The sequence below is a fragment of the Kitasatospora cheerisanensis KCTC 2395 genome (genome assembly GCF_000696185.1).
In the GTDB taxonomy this organism is placed as follows: Bacteria; Actinomycetota; Actinomycetes; order Streptomycetales; family Streptomycetaceae; genus Kitasatospora; species Kitasatospora cheerisanensis.
This window is the reverse complement of sequence record NZ_KK853997.1, coordinates 3,727,767-3,745,563: the sequence shown is the minus strand read 5'-3', so window position 1 is coordinate 3,745,563 and position 17,797 is coordinate 3,727,767. Positions and strand designations below refer to the sequence as shown.

Genomic DNA, 17,797 nt, shown 5'->3' with positions numbered 1-17,797 from the left:
GACGCTGCTGTCAGGAGTGTTTGTGCGTGAAGGGGCTGGCGCTAGCATGGCGCAGCCCCTTCGGCGTTCCCACCACCCGGACCCCGGACCCCCTTGGAGACCGCAGTGCTCGGAGTCCACGACCTGACCACCTACGTCCTCGGCGCACTGGTCATCGTCCTGCTGCCCGGCCCCAACTCCCTCTACGTGCTCTCCGTCGCCGCCCGCAAGGGCGTCCGCACCGGCTACCGCGCCGCCTGCGGCGTCTTCCTCGGCGACCTCACCCTGATCAGCCTCACCTCCCTCGGCGCGGCCTCCCTGCTGCGGGCCAACCCCGCCGTCTTCGCCGTCGTCAAGTTCGGCGGCGCGGCCTACCTGCTCTGGATCGGCCTCGGCATGCTGCGGGCCGCCCGGCAGATGTGGCGCGAGCGGGCGACCGCCGTGGCCGCCGACCCCGCCGAACTCGAGGACACCGAGCGGCCGTTCCGCCGCGCGCTGGTCATAAGCCTGCTCAACCCCAAGGCGATCCTCTTCCTGCTCTCCTTCTTCACCCAGTTCGTCGACACCTCCTACGGTGCCCCCGCCCTCTCCTTCGCCCTCCTCGGCGGCGTCCTGCAGACCTTCTCCTTCCTCTACCTCTCCCTCCTGATCTTCACCGGCACCTCGCTCGCCAACGCCTTCCGCCGCCGCAAGCGCCTCTCCGCCGGCCTCACCTCCTCCGTCGCCGTCCTCTTCGCCGGCTTCGCCGCGAAACTCGCCATCTCCTCCGCCTGACCCACCCGCCCCACCACCGCGTACGGACCACCCCCGGAAACTGTGTAGACTGACCCGCGTTGCCAATGCGACCCTGGGCCCACCAGCCCGGTCACACCCGGCAGCGGTGCCGCCTTAGCTCAGTTGGCCAGAGCAACGCACTCGTAATGCGTAGGTCGCGGGTTCGAATCCCGCAGGCGGCTCCATGAACCCCAGGTCAGTTTTCTGACCTGGGGTTTTCTTGTTTTTGGGGTGGAGGGGGCCGCGCCTGCGGGAGTGGGGCGGCCGCGGTGGGGGTCAGGTGGGGCGGGTGGTGAGGTAGTCGGTCCAGGTGGTGGTGCCGTGGGGGTGGGTGGGGGTGGTGAGGTGGCCGTGGCGGAGGGCGGTGCCGAGGCGGCCGGGGAGGTGGAGGGGGAGGACGCGTCGCGGGCGGTGGGTGGCGCGGAGCCAGCTCGCGGCGAGTTCGGTGGCGGGGTGGATCTCGGGGCCGCCGAAGTCCGGTGCGTGCCCGGCGGGTTGGCCGAGGGCGAGGGTGACCAGGCGGTCGGCGACCTCGGCGGGGTGGACCGGCTGGACGGGGGTGCCGGCGAGCATCGGGACGACGGGGAGGCGGGCGAGGGCGGTGAGCATGCCGTCGAGGAGCTGGGGGAACTGGGTGGCGCGGAGGTTGGTCCAGCCGAGGCCGGACGCCGCGAGCAGCTGCTCGCCCGCCAGTTTGATGCGGTAGTAGCGCATCGGGACCCGGTCGACGCCGACGATGGAGATGTTGACGACGTGTCGGACGCCGGCCCGGCGGGCCGCGTCGAGCAGGTGGCGGAGGGCCGGCAGGTCGTGCTGGGGCCGCCTGGGGTCGCTGGCGCAGTGGATCACCGTGTCGACGCCGATCAGCGCCGCGTCCAGTCCGGTGTTGGCGGTCAGGTCGCCGGTGCGCCAGTCGGTGCCGGCCGCGCCGGGGACGTCGGGCGGTGCGGTGCGGCGGGTCAGGGCGCGGACGGTGCAGCCGGTTTCGTGCGCCCGGCGCAGGACTTCGCGGCCGAGTACGCCGGTCGCGCCGGTCACCAGCAGCGTGCGGTCGTTCATGGGGGTTCCTTCCGGAGAGGTCGGTGCGGGGTCGCACAGGAAGGAACCGGGCGGTCAGCCGATCTGTGACAGCGGCTGGAGCGGCGGGCGGTGGCGGGCCTCGTAGTGGGCGAGCTTGTCGGGGTTGCGGAGGATCCGGACGGTGGTGACGCCGTCCGGGCCGGCGTCGATCGCGCCCAGCGAGGTGAGCCGGTCGCCCTCCCAACCGAGCACCGCCGGCAGCCCGTTGGCCTCGGCGACCGAGAACCGGACGCCGCCGGTGAAGCGGGCGAACAGTCCGGCGAGGAAGCGCGCGGCGTTGTCGCGGCCGACCACCGGGCGCAGCGCGGCGCGGACCTTGCCGCCGCCGTCCGCCCACACCACGACCTGTTCGGCGAGGAGTTGTTCGAGCCGGTCCAGGGCGCCGTCGGCCGCGGCGGACAGGAAGCGCTGGAGCAGGGCCGCGTTCTGCGCCGGGTCGGGCGCGGGCTGCGGGGTGTCGTCGGTCAGGTGCCGGTGGCCGCGGTGGTAGAGCTGCCGGGCGGCGGCCTCGGTGCAGTCCAGGACGCCGGCGATCTCGCGGTGGCTGTAGGCGAACGCGTCGCGCAGCACGACCGCGGCCCGCTCGGGCGGGGTGAGCCGCTCCATCAGGGTGAGGACGGCGAAGGACACCGCCTCGCGCTGCTCGGCGTGCTCCATCGGCCCGAGGGCGCCGTCGCCGGTGGCGACCGGCTCGGGCAGCCAGGTGCCCGGGTACTCCTCGCGGCGGGCCCGGGCGGAGGTGAGGCGGTTCAGGCACAGGTTGGTGAGCACCTTGTTCAGCCACGGCCCGGGAGCCGCGATCTGCCCCGGCTGCGCCCCGTGCCAGCGCAGGTAGGCGTCCTGCACGGCGTCCTCGGCCTCGGCGGCGGAGCCGAGCATCCGGTACGCGAGCGAGAACAGTCGCCGCCGGTGGGTCTCGAACTCCTGCGCCGCGTCCATGGGCCCCCACGGTAGCGGGCCCGGTGCGCGGCGCCGCCGGGGCCCGCCCGTGCGGCGGGGCCCGGCGGCAGGTGCCGTCAGGCCGAAGTGGCGGCGGTGAAGCGGGTGGTGACGTCCTGCCAGTTGACGACGTCCCAGAGGCGGGTGACGTAGTCGGGGCGGACGTTCTTGTACTGCAGGTAGTAGGCGTGCTCCCAGGCGTCGAAGGCGAGCAGCGGGACGGTGCCCTGGCCGACGTTGCCGTGGTGGTCGTAGACCTGCTCGACGATCAGGCGCTGGCCGAGCGGCTCCCAGGAGAGGATGCCCCAGCCGGAGCCCTGGACGCCGACGGTGGCGGTGGTGAGCTGCTGCTTGAACGCCTCGAAGCTGCCGAAGTGCTCGGTGATGGCGTCGGAGAGGGCGCCGTCCGGGCGGTCGCCGCCCTCGGGGGAGAGGTTCTGCCAGAACAGCGAGTGCAGGACGTGGCCGGACAGGTTGAAGGCGAGGGTCTTCTGCAGGCCGACCAGCGAGCCGAACTGCTCCTTGTCGCGGGCCTCGGCGAGCTGTTCGAGCGTCAGGTTGGCGCCGTTGACGTACGCCTGGTGGTGCTTGGAGTGGTGGAGCTCCAGGATTTCGGCGGACATCGCCCGCTCCAGGGCGGAGTAGTCGTAGGGCAGGTCAGGCAGCGTGTAGGCACCCATGGGTGAGCAGCCCCTCTCGGTCGACGGATGATCCGTTGCGAGAGCCACCCTATTGCAACTCTTTTGCAAGAGCACTGAGGGGGCATTAAGGGCGGGTGTCGCCGCATGTCACGGGCCGTCAGGGGGCCGCGGCCGCCCCCCCCACGTGCCGTCAGGAGGGCTCGGCTTGGGCCTCCTCGCCCGCCGTCAGGAGGGCTCGGCGTAGGCCTCCTCGCGCAGCCGGTCCTCGGACGCGCCGCGCCGCCAGTAGCCGGAGAAGGACACCGCGCGCCGGTCCAGCCCGCGCTCGGCGACCAGGTGGCGGCGCAGCTCCTTGACGGTGCCGGACTCCCCGGCGATCCAGGCGTACGTGTCGCCGCCGGGCAGCTCCGCCTCCCGAAGGGCCGTCAGCAGACCGGACGGGGAGCCGGGTTCGCGCACCAGCCAGGTCACGTCCACCTCGCCCGCGCCCGACAGGTCCTGGATGTCGGCCGGGTCCGGCACCTCGATCCACACCAGCGCCCGGGAGCCGGCCGGCAGCCACTCCAGGATGCCGCCGACCGCCGGCAGGGCCGTCTCGTCGGCCAGCAGCAGCACCGTCCCGGCGCCCTCCGGCGGGCGGAAGCCCACCGAGCGGTTGTCGGCGACGGCCGGGCCGAGCAGCACCACCCGGTCGCCGGGCACCGCGTCCGCCGCCCAGCGGGCCGCCGGACCGGCCGGGGCCCGGTCGGCCGGGTCGGTGCCGTGCAGCGCGAAGTCCACGTCCACCTGCGGCGGTTCGGTGCGCTGCGCGCGGACGGTGTACGAGCGCATCACCGCCCGCTCGGCCGCGGGCAGTGCCCGCCAGGCCGCGAACCAGCCCTCGCCCTCCCGGTAGGGGAGCAGCGGTTCGGCCTGGCCCGGGTGCGGCAGGAACAGCGAGAACGACTGGTCGCGTCCGCCGCTCGCGAAGCCGGTCAGGCCCGCGCCGCCGAAGGTGACCCGCAGCATGGTCGGGCCGAGCCGGCGGGTGTGCACCACCTCGGCGGGGAAGAACGCGTACTCCTGGGCCCGGTCGGCCATCCGACTGCCTCTCAGCTCAGCTTGCGGGACTTCTGGACGGCCGCGGTCAGGCGCTCCAGCAGCGGGGTGAACCCGGCGTAGGAGAACCGCGGCACCGCGTCCCAGGGGGTGATCTGCCCGGCCTTCACCGCGGGCAGCTGCCCCCAGGCGGGCTTGGCGGCCAGGTCCTTGGGCTGGAGGGCGGTGGAGCGCTGGTCGAGCAGCAGGACGTCCGCCGGGTACTTGCCGGCGTTCTCCCAGCTCAGGCCCTCGTAGTAGTCGCCGCCGTCGGTCTTCTCCGGCTGCACGAAGTCCACGCCCAGCTCGGCGAAGTAGATCAGGTCGCAGGAGACCTTCGGATTGGAGACGTAGAACAGGTCGGCGCTGCCCGAGCAGGCCATCACCTTGATCCCGCCGGCCGCCTTGACGGCCTGCCGCAGCGCCTCGGAGGCCTGCTCGAAGCGGGTCTTGGCGTCGACGACCTTCGGCGCCTTCAGGTCCGCGCCGAGCGACTCGGCGAGCTTGGCGTAGTGCTCGATCGGCTGCTTGATCGACACCCGGCCGGTCGAGGTCAGCACCGCGGGGGCGAGCTGCAGGATCTTGTCCTTGGACTCGTCCGGCACGTACCAGTACGCGTCCGGGTCGTACATGTGGGTCACCAGCAGTTCGGGGCGCAGCGCCGCGTACTTCTCGATGGAGAACTCGCCCCAGGCGTTGCCGAGGATCTCGATCCGGTCGACGTCCAGGCTGCCGGCCTGCGGGTCGGCCTTGCCGTCGGCGGCCTTGGTCTCGCCGAAGACGCCGACCAGCTGCTTGTCCAGGCCGAAGTCGGCGAGGGCGGCGGCCGCGCCGGTGAAGGCCACCACCCGGGTCGGGACGGACTTGGCGGAGACGGTCTTGCCGCGGTCGTCGGTGTAGCTCCACGAGCCGGTGCCGGCACCGGAGTTCGCGCCGTCGGAGGCCTTGCCGGATCCCTGGCCGCCGGAGGAGCCGCAGGCGGCGAGCACCGCGCCGAGGGCGGTGGCGCCGCCGGCGGCGAGCAGGCCGCGACGGGTCGGGCGGAAGGAAGTCGGCATGGCGGTACCTCGGTTCGGTGCAGGGCGGTTCGGTGCGGTTCGGGGCAGCGCGCAGGGGGCGGGGCCGACCGCGGGAGCAGGCGCTAGATAGGTTAACCTAACCTAAGTCTTGGCCTGTTGGGCCCCCCGGGCCCGGCGCCGACAGTCCCCGACCGATCCGGAGCACCCTTGAGCACCACCCGCTCCCTCCCGACCCCCGGCCCCGCCACCGCCCGCCGCGGCTCCCCGCACGTCCTCGGCCTGGCCGCCGGGCTGCTCGTGCTGCTCGCCGTCCTGGTGCTCAGTCTCGGCCTCGGCGCACGGCAGTTGAGCCCCGCCGAGGTCTGGCACGGACTGGTCGACCCGAACGCCCCCGGCTGGACCGCCGTCCACGAGATGCGCCTGCCGCGCACCCTGCTCGGCCTGCTCGCCGGCACCGCCCTCGGCCTCGCCGGCGGCGTCATGCAGGCCCTCACCCGCAACCCGCTGGCCGACCCCGGACTCCTCGGCATCAACGCCGGCGCCTCCGCCGCGGTCGCCTCCGCCGCCGCCTTCCTCGGCGTCAGTTCCTTCTCCGGCTACGTCTGGTGCGCCCTGGCCGGCGCGGCCGTCGTCGCCGTTCTGGTCTACGCCGTCGGCGGCGGACGCGGCGCCACCCCGGCCCGGCTCGCCCTGGCCGGTTCCGCACTCAACGCCACCCTGTACTCGTACGTCAGCGCCGTGATGCTGCTGGACACCGCCTCGCTCGACAAGATGCGCTTCTGGACGGTCGGTTCACTCGCCGGTGCGCAGCCGTCCACGGTGCTCGGGGTGCTGCCGTTCGTCGCCGTCGGCGCGCTGCTCGCCCTCGGCCTGGCCCGGCCGCTGAACGCGCTCGCCCTCGGCGACGACGCGGCCCGCGCGCTCGGCGCCCGGCCCGGCACCGTCCGGGCCGCGGCGATCGTCGCCGTCACGCTGCTGTGCGGCGCGGCCACCGCAGCCTGCGGGCCGATCGTCTTCGTCGGCCTGATGGTCCCTCACCTGGTCCGCGCCCTCACCGGCCCCGACCTGCGGAAGCTGCTCCCGTACTGCGCGGTGCTCGCCCCCGTGCTGCTGCTCGGCGCCGACGTGCTCGGCCGGGTGCTGGGACGCCCCGGCGAACTCCAGGTCGGCATCGTCACGGCCGTCCTCGGCGGGCCGTTCTTCCTGTACTTCGCACGACGGGGGAAGGCCCGCGCATGAGCACACTCTCCCGCACGAGGCACCCGAGGACGCTGCGCGTCGCCCGCTTCTCGGTGCGCTACCGGCCCCGGGCGCTGGCCGCCTGCGCGGGGGCCCTGCTGGTCGCCCTGCTGATGGCGGTGCTCGCCCTCGGCCACGGCGACTACCCGATCGCCCCCGCCGACGTGCTGCGCACCCTGGCCGGCGACGGCACCCCCGCCGAGGACTTCGTCGTCCACCAGCTGCGGCTGCCCCGGGTCGCCACCGCGCTGCTGGTCGGCGCCGCCCTGGCGCTGGCCGGCGCGCTGTTCCAGACCCTGGTGCGCAACCCGCTCGGCAGCCCCGACATCCTCGGTTTCACCCAGGGCGCCTCCACCGGCGCGCTGCTCGTCGTGGTTGCCGGCGGCAGCAGCCAGGCGCTGGCCGGCGGCGCGGTGGCCGGCGGGCTGCTCACCGGCGCGGCGATCTACGCGCTGGCCTGGCGCGGCGGCGTCCAGGGGGCGCGGCTGGTGCTGGTCGGCATCGGCACCGCCGCGATCCTCACCGGCGTCAACGGCTACCTGCTGACCCGCACCCAGCTCATGGACGCCGCCCGTGCGGTGCTCTGGCTCACCGGCAGCCTCGACGGCCGCGGCTGGGAGCAGGCACGGCCGCTCGCCGTCGCGCTCGCCGTGCTCCTGCCGCTGGTCCTGCTCGGCTGCGGCCCCGCGCTGCGCGCCCTGGAACTCGGCGACGACGCGGCGAGCGGTCTCGGGGTGCGCCCCGAGCGGCTGCGGCTCGCGCTGCTCGGCGCGGCCGTGCTGCTCGCCGCCCTCGCCGCGGCCGCCGCCGGACCGGTCAACTTCGTCGCCCTGACGGCCCCTCAACTCGCCCGCCGGCTCACCGGCGCGCCCGGCCCCAACCTTGCCGCCTCCGCGTGCACCGGCGCCGCCCTGCTGGTCACCGCCGACTTCGCCGCGCAGCACCTGTTCGGCGACCGCCAACTGCCGGTCGGCGTGGTCACCGGCGTGCTCGGCGGCGGCTACCTGCTCTGGCTGCTCGCCGTCCGGCGCCGCGCCGGACACCTGTGAGAGAGCGCTTTCCCGTTGCCGCCGTTCGTCCCACCCCGCCCTGAACGGAGCCTTCCCATGGCCCAGTCCGAGTCCCGCCTGGCCGGTCGTGAGCTCACCCTCGCCTACGAGAAGCGCGTCATCGCCGAAGGCCTGAGCGTCGACATCCCCGACCACTCCTTCACCGTGGTGGTCGGGCCGAACGCCTGCGGCAAGTCCACCCTGCTGCGGGCGCTGTCGCGGACGCTGAAGCCGACGGCCGGTCAGGTGCTGCTGGACGGGCAGTCGATCGCCACCCTGCCCGCCAAGCAGGTGGCCCGGACGCTCGGCCTGCTGCCGCAGTCCTCGATCGCGCCGGACGGCATCACCGTCGCCGAACTGGTCTCCCGCGGCCGCTACCCGCACCAGGGGGTGCTGCGGCAGTGGTCCGCCGAGGACGAACGGGTGGTGGCCGGGGCGATGGCCGACACCGGCGTCGCGGACCTGGCGGAGCGGCCGGTGGACGAGCTGTCCGGCGGCCAGCGGCAGCGGGTCTGGATCGCCATGGCGCTGGCCCAGCAGACGCCGCTGCTGCTGCTCGACGAGCCCACCACCTACCTGGACATCGCGCACCAGGTCGAGGTCCTCGACCTGTGCGCCCGGCTGCACCGGGAGCAGGGCCGCACCCTGGTCGCCGTGCTGCACGACCTCAACCAGGCCGCCCGCTACGCCACCCACCTGATCGCGCTGCGGGACGGCCGGCTGGTCGCCGCCGGAGCCCCGCAGGACGTGGTCACCGCCGAGCTGGTCGAGGAGGTGTTCCGGCTGCCCTGCCGGGTGATCCCCGACCCGGAGACCGGTACCCCGCTGGTCGTCCCGGCCGCCAACCGCCGGGCCGCCGCCAGGAGTTGAGGCTCAGTCGAGCAGCGCCGCCACGGACTCCACGGTGTCCGCCTCGGCGGCGCTCTTGTCCTCCCGGTAGCGCAGCACCCGGGCGAAGCGCAGCGTCACCCCGTCCGGGTAGCGGCTGGAGCGCTGCACCCCGTCGAAGGCGATCTCCACCACCAGTTCCGGCCGCACCACCACGCCCCAGCGCTCCTCGCGGACCGCCAGCTCCCGCAGCCGCGCCGTCTGCCACTCCAGCAGGCTGTCGGTCAGGCCCTTGAAGGTCTTGCCGAGCATCGCGAACGTGCCGTCCGCGCGCCGCGCCCCCAGGTGCAGGTTCGACAGCCGCCCGGTGCGCCGCCCGTGCCCCCACTCGGCGGCCAGCACCACCAGGTCCAGGGTGTGCACGGGCTTCACCTTCAGCCAGGACGAGCCGCGCCGGCCCGCGCTGTACGGGGCGTCCAGCGACTTCACCACCACCCCCTCGTGCCGGTGCTCGGCGGTCGCCGCCCGGGTGAACTCGCGGGCCAGCCGCCGCTGTTCCGGATCGGCCGGGTCGTCCACCCGCAGGTGCCGGACCCGCGCGGACTCCGGTACCAGCGCGGCCAGTTCGGCGTGCCGCTCGGCGGCGGGCGCGTCCAGCAGGTCCCGGTCGCCGGTCAGCAGCAGGTCGAAGAAGACGGCGGACAGCCGGACCCCGCCGGGCGCCTCGGGGCCGTCCGGCGCGCCGGGGCCGACGTGCGAGCCGACCCGGCCGGAGGTCTGCTGGAACGGCCGCGGCATCCCCTCCTCGTCGAGCGCCAGCACCTCGCCGTCCAGCACCAGCCGCGGCTGTGGCAACTCCCGGACCAGGGCGACCACTTCGGGCAGCCGCGCGGTGATGTCGGCGAGCGTCCGGGTGTAGACGCGGACCTCCTCGCCGTCCCGGTGCACCTGGATCCGCACCCCGTCCAGCTTCTCCTCCACCGCGCACGGGCCGAGCCGCTCCACCGCCTCGTCCACGCTCTTCGCGCTCTGCGCCAGCATCGGCTGCACCGGGCGGCCGACGGTCAGCCGGAAGGCGTCCAGCGCTGCCGGGCCGTGCTCGACCAGCCGGCCGGCCAGCGGCCCGAGCCCGCCCGACAGCATGAGCGCCCGGCGGACCGCCGCGGCCGGAGCGCCGACGGCCGCCGCCAGGCCCTCCACCGCGACCGCGTCCAGCGCCCCCTGCCGCAGCTCGCCGGAGAGCAGGCCGAGCAGGAAGTGCTGCTCCTGCGCGGTGGCCAGGCCCATCAACTCGTCGACCTGGCGCTTGCGTTCGCGCTGCGAGCCGGGCCCGGAGAGGGCCGCCAGCGCGGACAGCCGGCGGTCCAGTTCCAGCACCTCCAGCGTCGCCCCCGCGGCGGCAGCGGGGAGCCCGCGCAGCGCCTGCGGGCCCACGCCCACCTTCCGCTGCGGCAGCCGGCCCGCCAGGTACGCCACCACCACCGGCGCCTCCGCGGCCGACACCCGCCCGAACAGCTCCGCCAGCACCCGCACCTTCTCCGAGCGCGCCGCCGTCCCCGCCAGCCGCGCCGACGCCCCGGCCACCTCCGCCACCAACATCCCGATCACCCTCCGCCGGACGGCCCCGTCCACCACCGTACGAGCCCGGATGCGAGACCCGCCGTTCGAAAGGTTCCGGTTCCCGGGGGTTGCGCCGGATACTTGCGGTATGCGCCTGAATGCGGAGAACCCGGAGTATCCCGAGGACAAGGACGAGCCGACCCCGACCGTGCTGGAAGGGGTCGAGGAGGAGCGGGAGGCGGTGGAGCCGGAGGTGGACGATCTGGAGGTGCTGCGGCGGCAGCGCGAACTGGGCACGGCGCCGGCCGACGAGGGCGACGCGGTGGAGCAGGTCCGGGAGGTCGCGACGGGCGACGAGGACCACCGCGGGGACTGACCCCGCGGCGGTCAGATCGCCCGGCGGCGCTTCAGCCAGCTGAAAGCGGCCCACCCCGGCAGCACCGGAATGATGAAGGTCAGCAGCCGGTACAGCATCACGGCGGCGATCGCGGTGCCCGAACCCATGCCTGCGGTCGTCGTCAGCATGCCCGCGGTCAGGCTCTCCACCCCGCCGATGCCGCCCGGCGTCGGCACCACGTTGCCGGCCGCGTTGCCGGCCAGGAAACTCACCGCGACGGCGTTGAAGCCCGGGTGCTGCCCGACCGCACGGGTGCAGCAGTACAGGCACACCACGAAGCACATCGACACCAGCAGCTGCCCGGCCACGCCGGAGGCCAGCCGGCCGGGCTGCTGGGCCAGGTCGAGCAGCCGCGGCAGCACCTCGGCGCGCAGCGGCCGCAGCAGGGTCTGGGCCCGCCGCCGCAGCGACGGCACCGCGGCGATCGACACCGCGACGACGGCGGTGGCCGCCCCGGCGAGCCACAGCACCCAGCCGCTGGGCAGCGAGGAGGACTCGGCCCCGGCCCCGCCGCTGTCCACCCCGACCAGCGCGCTGAACACCGCGAGCTGCAGCATGTGCAGCACCAGGCCGAACAGCTGGCTGACGCCGATGCTGGACATCGCCTGCGCGGTGGGGATGCCGGCGCACTGCAGGTAGCGGGTGTTCAGCGCCAGCCCGCCGACGCCGCCGGGGGCGACCACCTTGACGAAGGAACCGGCCACCTGGGCGGCCAGCGTGGAGCGGAACGACAGCTTCTCCGGCACGAAGCCGCTGAACGCGAAGGTCGCCACGGGATAGCTGGCCGCGGCCCAGAGCGCCGCACCGGCCAGCCACAGCGGGTCGGCGTCGGCGACCAGCAGCACCGGGTTGACCTCGCTGCTGAACAGGAACTGCAGCAGCGCGTACCCGACCGCGATCCCCGCGATGCCGGTGAGCAGCGTGCGCGGGCGCAGCCGCTCCAGCCGGACGGGCTCGGCGGTGGCCTGCGGCATCTGCCGCTGCACCTCGGCGCGCAGCTCGCCGGCCAGCTCCTTGTGCCGGGCGAGCGCGGCGCGGGTGTCACGGGCCAGCGCGATCGGCTGCAGCAGCGGCAGCGCCGCGCCGACCGGCCCCCGGCCGAGCACCTCGATCGCGGCCCGCACCGCCCGTTCCGGCCCGGCGTGCACGGCGAGGACGGCGAGCATGCCGGCGACGTCCAGGCGCAGCAGCAGGTCGCTCGCCGCGATCTCGCCGCGGGCCAGCCCGACCAGGTGCACCCGGCCCTCCGCGTCCAGCAGCACGGTCTGCGGGGACAGCGAGCGGTGCGCGATCCGGCGGCGCTGGAGCAGCGCCAACTGCTCCAAGGCGTCGCGCAGTTCCGCGTCGGTCGGGGCGTTGCCGTCGGTCGGGGCGCTGTCGGGGTCGGCGGCTCCCTCGGCGAAGAGCTCGGCGAACGGCCGGGCGTCGATCCGCCGGTAGGCGACCAGCGCGGCGTCCGGGCTCAGTTCGACGGCGGCGACCGGGGCCCGGGTGCGCGTGCCCGCGGCGGCCGCGGCGTGGCCGAGCAGGGTCTGGTGCTCCAGCCCGGCGCGCAGCGGGCGCAGGCCGAGCGGGCGGGGGGCGGTGCGCAGCCGGAGCGCCAGCCACAGGTGGCCGAGCAGCCCGCTGGCCTGGACGTGCCGGTCGAGCAGGTGGACGTCCAGGTCGGGGCGGCCGCCGTGCTGGGTGACCAGGTAGCGGGTCGGTCCGACCGCGAGGACGGCGTCGGTGCGCACCCCGCAGGCGGCCAGCGCGGCGCCGATCTGGCCCTCGGTGGGCGTGCCGACCGGCTCGCCGACGGCGTACCGGGTGGCGTGCGCGGTGGTCCAGCCGAGCAGCAGCGAGAGCAGCAGGGACAGCGGGGTGGCGTACCCGGTGATCAGGCCGGACAGGCCGGACAGCGTCAGGGCGACGGCCAGCGCGGTGCGCCAGCGGCGCATCCCGGCGGTGCCGATCGCGGTCATGAACGCCACCACCGGCGCGAGGTGCCCGTACACCGGGTCGGTGCGGCCGCCGCCGGGCAGCGGGTGGGTCAGCGTGGTCAGGTCGCCGGCCAGCAGGTCCAGCGCCAGCGAGAGGCCGTAGGCGAGGACGGCCGCGAGGACGCCGTCGGCGACCCGGCGGCCGTCGGCGTGCAGCAGTCGGTCGACGGCGTAGCCCAGCGGGACCAGCAGCAGCGCGGCGCCGCACAGCGCCGCGGCGAGCTTGACGGGCGGCCAGGGCAGCAGTTCGGTGCCGCGCGAGACGTCGGTGTCCAGGCCGAGCGCGGCGGAGCGGGCGTAGCCGGCCAGCAGCAGTACCAGGGCGATCCAGCACAGCCCGGAGACCAGCCGGAGCAGGGCGGCCGGGTGCCGGACCCGGTCCGCGTGCCCGCCGCGCGGGGTGGGCTGTGCCGTGCGCGGTTCCTGGGATTCGTCGGCTTGTATCACCGTGGCCACGCGGCATGGTCCCACACCGGCGGGGTCCTGAGCTGGCCTTTCGGCAAAGGGAGTTCGGGCCGGTGCGGCGGATACGGGTCGATAATGGGCATATCGGGCCCATGAAGGGAGGTCGGCGATGACCGAGCGATCGACCGGCAGGACGACCAGGCTCCGCAACGGCAGCCAGGAGGTGCTGCAGAGCCGCACCATGGAGGCCGACCCGGCGCCCCTCGCGCCGCAGTTGCACACCGACACCGCGCACGCCGCGCAGAGCGGCGGCTACCCCGGCGACGTCGCGTTCAGCCACGGCGGCCGGCGCGAGCCCGCGATGGCGGGCCCGGCCGACGGGGCCGCCGCGCACACCGAACTGCCCGGCCACCGGCACCGCGGCGCGGAACGCCACTCGGCGCACTGAATCCTTGACGGGGGTGGGAGAGTTGGGCCGCACGCCCCCGCCCGCCCCCGTCGAAGGAGTCCGATGGCCGACGCCCCCGAGTTCGCGACCCGTGAGGACTGGCTGGCCTCCCTGCACCGCGTGTACGCCGCCGCGGGCTGCCTGATCACCGACCCCGACGGACGGGTCCTGATCGTCAAGGCCGGCTACCGGGACGCCTGGCAGTTCGTCGGCGGCACCGTCGACCTCGGCGAGAACGCGCAGCAGTGCGCCACCCGCGAACTCCACGAGGAGACCGGACTGCGCCGCGAGGCGGGCGACCTGCTGGCCGTCGCCTGGACCCACCCCAGCGGCGAACTCGGCCACCCCGCCTGCCACTTCCTCTTCGACCTCGGCGTCTTCCCGGCCGACACCCCGATCACCCTGCCGGCCGGCGAACTCGACGCCTACCGGTGGGCGACCGTCCCCGAGGCGATGGCCCTGCTCGGGCCGGCCCGGGCGCTGCGGCTGGAGGCCGGGCTGGCCGCCAGGGCGGACGGGCGGGCGCGGGTGGTGACGGCGCCCAACTCGGGGTTCTGACCCGCGGAGGGCTGCTCGGGGTGCTGACCCGCGGAGGGCTGCGAGAGCGGGGGCGCGGGGAACTGCGCGGAGCGGGAGGCGCCCCACCGCCAGGACGTGTCGCGGGCAGTGGGTTGCACGTGATCGCGACCTCGCCGACGTGCGCTCCCTGCTCGCGCAGTTCCCCGCGCCCCTGGTTGTGCGCCCTCCGTCAGCATGCCCGCCAGACGTAGGCCGCGGAGACCGGTTGGCCGCGGTGGCGGGACCACTTGGGCTTGAGGGCGATCCATTCCTCGCCGACGACCTGTTCGCGCATCTCGGCGAGCTGCCAGCCCGCGGCGAGGCCCGCGGTGAGGTGGTCGCTGACCAGGTGGACGTGGGTGGTGATGGCGACGGGGCCGTCCGGGCCGTCGTAGTGGGTGGGCATGCCGGCAGCCATGATGAAGGCGGGGTGGAGGCCGACCAGGACGAACAGGCCGCCGGGGCGGACCAGGCGGTGGGCCTCGCGGTAGAGCGGGCCGAGGTCGGCGAGGTGCTCGTCGACCAGGGAGCAGGCCGCCAGGTCGTACCCGGCGGTGGGCAGGCCGGTCGCGGCGAGGTCGCCCTCGGTGAGGGTGCGGTGGGCGCCACGGGTGCGGGCGCGGGCCAGCATCTCGGGAGTGAGGTCGACGCCGTCGACCGCGCCGACGCCGCGTCCGCGCAGCCAGGCGCCGGTGCGGCCGGTGCCGCAGCCGAGGTCGACGGCGGCCGTGGCGGCGGACCAGTCGGGGACGGTGAGCCGGGCCAGGACATCGACGTCCATCGCGTCCTGGACGGTCTGCTCGTAGTTGTCGACCCACCCGGCGTAGCCGGTGCGGACGTCGACGGTCGGATAGCCGCGGGTGTCGAACAGGGAGAAGTCCACCATGCGGCGCAGTATCGTTCGCGCCCCGAGCGGGACGCGAGCGATTAACGGGCCGCCGGTCAGGTGAGCAGCCGGGCCCGGACGGCGGCGACGTCGTCGGCGGGCAGCCAGTCGGGGGCGTCGAACTCGGCGAGCACCTGGTGCACGGCCTGCTCGGCGGTGGTGCCGGCGGCGGCCAGCACGCGGGCGATGCCGGCCTCCTCGTCGGGGCGGTCGAGGATGGTCCACAGCGGCCGCAGGTTCGCCGCGGACAGCAGGTAGTCCTCGGCGATCGCGGCGGGCTCGACGCCGGCGAGGGCGAGCAGGAGGAGGGCGGCCAGGCCGGTGCGGTCGCGGCCGGCGCCGCAGTGCACCACGACCGCGCCGGGCCGGGCGACGGCGACGGCGTGGACCAGTTCGGCGACGGCGTCCCGGCAGTGGTCGAGGTAGGGGCGGAAGGACAGCGGGGTGCCGTCGAGGCCGCCGAACCGGGCCCACCAGGCGGAGCCGGCCAGCGCGTCCAGCGGCACCCGGACCAGGTCGACGGCGTCGGGGGCGGGCAGCAGCGGCCGGTACTCGACGGCGTCGCGCAGGTCGACGACGGTGCGCACGCCGTAGTCGAGCAGCGAGTTCTGGCCCTCGGCGGTGAGCCGGTCGAGGTTGTCGGCGCGGACGACCGCGCCGGTGCGGGTATGCCGTCCGTCGCGGGTGGGCAGGCCGCCCAGGTCGCGGACGTTCAGGCAGCCGTCCCAGTCGAGCCGGCGCTGCTCGTGCAGTGCGGCGGCGGTCGTGACGGCTGTGCCGGCCGTTCCCGTCATGTGCTTCCCCCCGGTGCGTTCAGTGCCGGCGCGCTCCCGGGCCGGCACTGACTGGGACTCAGCCGGCCCCGTCCTGGTTCCCCGCTGGGAACTCCCACAGCGGGCGGTCGAGGGTGTCGAGCACCCGGACCAGCCGGAACCGGTGGTCGCGGGCGGACAGGAAGCCGCGCGCGGCGCCCGCCAGGACCTGTCGGGCGGCCGGGTCGTGGCGGCTCCACGCACCACGCAACTCGAGGATGCCGTCGGCGAGTTCGGCGCGCTGGATGCGGGCGACGCCGGCGATCGCGAGGGCGTTGTTGACGCCGTCCAGGGCGGCCGGCAGCAGGTACGGCCCGCGGTCCTCGGGGCGGAGCCGGCGGCGGAGTTCGGGCAGCGCGTAGCCGCGGACGGCGGCCACCGAGTCCTCGACCGCCACCAGCCAGCGCGGCCCGGGGACGACCTCCCACCAGACCTCGCCGCCGACCGGCATCACCTCGCCGATCGGGGCGTGCCAGCGCTCCAGGCCGGTCGGGTCGTTGGCGTCGGGGCGGATCCGCCGCCGGTCCCAGGCGGCCTTGTCGGTGACGGAGAGGTTGACGGTGTACCGGACCCGCCCGTCGGAGCGGACCGCGTGCACGCCGAGCACCGCCCACCGGTCGCGGTCCGGCAGCGAGAACGAGTGCCGCCAGCCCCGGAACCCGAGGGCGCGCAGGGCGGGCGCGAAGTGCTCGCGGATCCCCGTCGTGTACAGCTCCTGGGCGGTGCTCATGGCGTCTCCCGGTCTCCTTGCCCGTGCTGCCGGGACGGCGGCGGGCGGGAGGCCGCCGCGTTCCGGACGTGGGAGGGAATGTCCCTCTTTTGCACGGTATGGCGGGGGAGCGGGGTGAATCCGCAGGCGAACGACAGCGCCCGCCGGGACCAAGGTCGGGCCGGTCCGGGGCCTTGGTCCCGGGGCCGGCGCCCGCCGGGCCCTGCACCGCCCGCACACCCGGCGGCACCCGGGCCCACACCGGGCGGCCACCGCTCCGTCACCGCCCGCGACCCGCCCCGCGGCTGGGCCGGGCCACCCTGATGGCGCATCATGTGGCGGGTGCACAGTGCTGAACATCACGGGGCGGACGACGGCGACCGGCGCGGTCGGCCGAACGCGCCGGGCCGCCGGGGCGATCTCGCCGCGGCCGTCCGGGCCGCCCAGGACGGAGACGAGGAGGCGTTCCGGGTCCTGTTCCGGGCCGTCCAGCCCGGGCTGCTGCGCTACCTGCGGGTGCTGGTCGGCGGCAAGGCCGAGGACGCCGAGGACATCGCGTCCGAGGCGTGGCTGCAGATCGCCCGCGACCTGCCGGGCTTCCGCGGCGACGCGGACGGCTTCCGCGGCTGGGCCGCCACCATCGCCCGCAACCGGGCCATGGACCACCTGCGCCGGCTGCGCCGCCGCCCGGTCGCCGACCTGCCGGTCGAGTACCTGGCCGAGCTGGCCGCCGCCGAGGACACCGCGGGCCAGGCGATGGACACCGTCGCCACCGCCGACGCGCTCGCGCTGATCGCCTCGCTGCCGCCCGACCAGGCCGAGGCCGTGCTGCTGCGGGTGGTGCTCGGGCTGGACGCGGAGAGCGCCGCCAAGGTGCTGGGCAAGCGCGCCGGGAGCGTCCGGATGGCCGCGCACCGGGGGCTGCGGCGGCTCGCCAAGGCGCTGGAACAGACCGGGGGAGCGGCCGCCGGGGTGCCCCGCCGGGCGCCGGGAAAAAAATCTCCGCGCAGGGTGTGACACCGGCGCAGGTGCCGACGCTGAAGGACATGAGATGAGCACCAACCGATCCCGCCGGATCGATCGCGCCGCCGCCGAGCAGTTGCTCGGCGGCGCCACGGTCGGCCCGGAGGCCGGTCCGGACCCCTCCGCCGGGCAGCAGCCCGCGCCAGGGCGGCCCGAGCTCGCAGCCCTGCTCGCCGCCGCTGCGGCGACCGGGACGGCGGACGACGGCCCGCTGCCCGGCGAAGAGGGGGCCGTGGCCGCGTTCCGGCAGGCTCGTCGCCAGCCTGCCCCCAGCACGCACCGGAGACGAAAGATGGCGGACACCGCGCTCGCGCGCGCCCTCAGCGCGAAGGCCATGGCCGTCGCGCTGGGCGTGACCGCCGTCGGCGGGGTCGCCGTCGCCGCCGGGACGG

At 75.3% G+C, this 17,797-nt stretch carries 18 protein-coding genes, 1 tRNA gene and 1 pseudogene; 10 read left to right on the top strand and 10 right to left on the bottom strand.

Translation table 11 applies throughout. The annotated features are described in order from the left end of the window. The first annotated feature begins 105 nt into the window (after positions 1 to 105). Both leuE and KCH_RS16945 read left to right on the top strand, forming a co-directional pair. On the top strand, positions 106 to 753 hold the full coding sequence (leuE, locus tag KCH_RS16950; protein WP_035863942.1) for a leucine efflux protein LeuE: 648 nt from the start codon (positions 106 to 108) through the stop codon (positions 751 to 753). A gap of 108 nt (positions 754 to 861) precedes the next feature. Next, a tRNA-Thr gene (locus tag KCH_RS16945) sits at positions 862 to 938 on the top strand. Between the two features lie 91 nt (positions 939 to 1,029). Here KCH_RS16945 and KCH_RS16940 read toward each other — a convergent pair. The 5 genes from KCH_RS16940 to KCH_RS16920 all read right to left on the bottom strand — a co-directional run bounded on the left by KCH_RS16940 (position 1,030) and on the right by KCH_RS16920 (position 5,548). Continuing rightward, positions 1,030 to 1,812, bottom strand: coding sequence for an SDR family oxidoreductase (locus KCH_RS16940; RefSeq protein WP_035863940.1), 783 nt, complete (start codon positions 1,810 to 1,812; stop codon positions 1,030 to 1,032). Between the two features lie 54 nt (positions 1,813 to 1,866). Further along, positions 1,867 to 2,772, bottom strand: a complete 906-nt coding sequence (gene sigJ / locus KCH_RS16935) for an RNA polymerase sigma factor SigJ (protein ID WP_035863938.1) — start codon at positions 2,770 to 2,772, stop codon at positions 1,867 to 1,869. 77 nt (positions 2,773 to 2,849) lie between these two features. Continuing rightward, a complete protein-coding gene (locus KCH_RS16930) occupies positions 2,850 to 3,452 on the bottom strand; it encodes a superoxide dismutase (protein ID WP_035863936.1) in 603 nt (200 codons plus the stop codon). A 186-nt stretch (positions 3,453 to 3,638) separates the two neighbouring features. Continuing rightward, entirely contained in the window at positions 3,639 to 4,493 is an 855-nt protein-coding gene (locus KCH_RS16925) for a siderophore-interacting protein (RefSeq protein WP_035863935.1), read from the bottom strand. A gap of 11 nt (positions 4,494 to 4,504) precedes the next feature. Continuing rightward, positions 4,505 to 5,548 carry an ABC transporter substrate-binding protein gene (locus KCH_RS16920; RefSeq protein ID WP_035863934.1) on the bottom strand — a complete coding sequence of 348 codons (1,044 nt, stop codon included), beginning with the start codon at positions 5,546 to 5,548 and terminating at the stop codon, positions 4,505 to 4,507. Between the two features lie 168 nt (positions 5,549 to 5,716). Here KCH_RS16920 and KCH_RS16915 point away from each other — a divergent pair, with 168 nt between their 5' ends. Genes KCH_RS16915 through KCH_RS16905 form a run of 3 tightly spaced genes read left to right on the top strand, consistent with a single transcriptional unit; the run spans position 5,717 to position 8,667 of the window. Then, entirely contained in the window at positions 5,717 to 6,748 is a 1,032-nt protein-coding gene (locus tag KCH_RS16915) for a FecCD family ABC transporter permease (protein WP_035863932.1), read from the top strand. Further along, positions 6,745 to 7,797 (top strand): FecCD family ABC transporter permease, encoded by a 1,053-nt coding sequence (locus KCH_RS16910; RefSeq protein WP_084223682.1) that lies wholly within the window; start codon positions 6,745 to 6,747, stop codon positions 7,795 to 7,797. The genes KCH_RS16915 and KCH_RS16910 overlap by 4 nt, the downstream gene beginning before the upstream one ends. A gap of 57 nt (positions 7,798 to 7,854) precedes the next feature. Then, the gene (locus tag KCH_RS16905; protein WP_035863928.1) at positions 7,855 to 8,667 is read left to right on the top strand and encodes an ABC transporter ATP-binding protein; all 813 of its coding nucleotides are present in this window, start codon (positions 7,855 to 7,857) and stop codon (positions 8,665 to 8,667) included. A 3-nt stretch (positions 8,668 to 8,670) separates the two neighbouring features. Here the strand turns inward: KCH_RS16905 and KCH_RS16900 are convergent, their stop codons facing one another. Beyond that, a complete protein-coding gene (locus tag KCH_RS16900; protein ID WP_035863926.1) occupies positions 8,671 to 10,224 on the bottom strand; it encodes an ATP-dependent DNA ligase in 1,554 nt (517 codons plus the stop codon). A 109-nt stretch (positions 10,225 to 10,333) separates the two neighbouring features. Here KCH_RS16900 and KCH_RS16895 point away from each other — a divergent pair, with 109 nt between their 5' ends. Continuing rightward, entirely contained in the window at positions 10,334 to 10,561 is a 228-nt protein-coding gene (locus KCH_RS16895) for a hypothetical protein (protein WP_035863925.1), read from the top strand. A gap of 11 nt (positions 10,562 to 10,572) precedes the next feature. Here KCH_RS16895 and KCH_RS16890 read toward each other — a convergent pair whose 3' ends face one another. Next, positions 10,573 to 13,020: a lysylphosphatidylglycerol synthase transmembrane domain-containing protein gene (locus tag KCH_RS16890; RefSeq protein ID WP_051653147.1), complete on the bottom strand. Its 2,448-nt coding sequence runs from the start codon at positions 13,018 to 13,020 to the stop codon at positions 10,573 to 10,575. A 118-nt stretch (positions 13,021 to 13,138) separates the two neighbouring features. Between KCH_RS16890 and KCH_RS16885 the strand changes: the two genes are divergently transcribed. Both KCH_RS16885 and KCH_RS16880 read left to right on the top strand, forming a co-directional pair. Next, positions 13,139 to 13,417, top strand: coding sequence for a hypothetical protein (locus KCH_RS16885; protein WP_035863923.1), 279 nt, complete (start codon positions 13,139 to 13,141; stop codon positions 13,415 to 13,417). 63 nt (positions 13,418 to 13,480) lie between these two features. After that, a complete protein-coding gene (locus tag KCH_RS16880; protein WP_035863921.1) occupies positions 13,481 to 13,975 on the top strand; it encodes an NUDIX domain-containing protein in 495 nt (164 codons plus the stop codon). 190 nt (positions 13,976 to 14,165) lie between these two features. On the opposite strand, the gene KCH_RS16875 is transcribed toward KCH_RS16880, so the two are convergent. Genes KCH_RS16875 through KCH_RS16865 form a run of 3 tightly spaced genes read right to left on the bottom strand, consistent with a single transcriptional unit; the run spans position 14,166 to position 16,403 of the window. Further along, complete coding sequence (locus KCH_RS16875) at positions 14,166 to 14,861, bottom strand: class I SAM-dependent DNA methyltransferase (protein WP_035863919.1); 696 nt, start codon at positions 14,859 to 14,861, stop codon at positions 14,166 to 14,168. Positions 14,862 to 14,917: 56 nt separating this feature from the next. Next, positions 14,918 to 15,655, bottom strand: coding sequence for a tyrosine-protein phosphatase (locus KCH_RS16870; RefSeq protein WP_051653146.1), 738 nt, complete (start codon positions 15,653 to 15,655; stop codon positions 14,918 to 14,920). Between the two features lie 58 nt (positions 15,656 to 15,713). Next, positions 15,714 to 16,403 carry a DUF4304 domain-containing protein gene (locus KCH_RS16865; RefSeq protein ID WP_035863916.1) on the bottom strand — a complete coding sequence of 230 codons (690 nt, stop codon included), beginning with the start codon at positions 16,401 to 16,403 and terminating at the stop codon, positions 15,714 to 15,716. Between the two features lie 321 nt (positions 16,404 to 16,724). Here KCH_RS16865 and KCH_RS16860 point away from each other — a divergent pair, with 321 nt between their 5' ends. Further along, positions 16,725 to 17,399 carry an RNA polymerase sigma factor gene (locus KCH_RS16860; RefSeq protein WP_341865381.1) on the top strand — a complete coding sequence of 225 codons (675 nt, stop codon included), beginning with the start codon at positions 16,725 to 16,727 and terminating at the stop codon, positions 17,397 to 17,399. 34 nt (positions 17,400 to 17,433) lie between these two features. Continuing rightward, a pseudogene (locus KCH_RS42555) lies at positions 17,434 to 17,797 on the top strand (hypothetical protein); the annotation flags it as partial.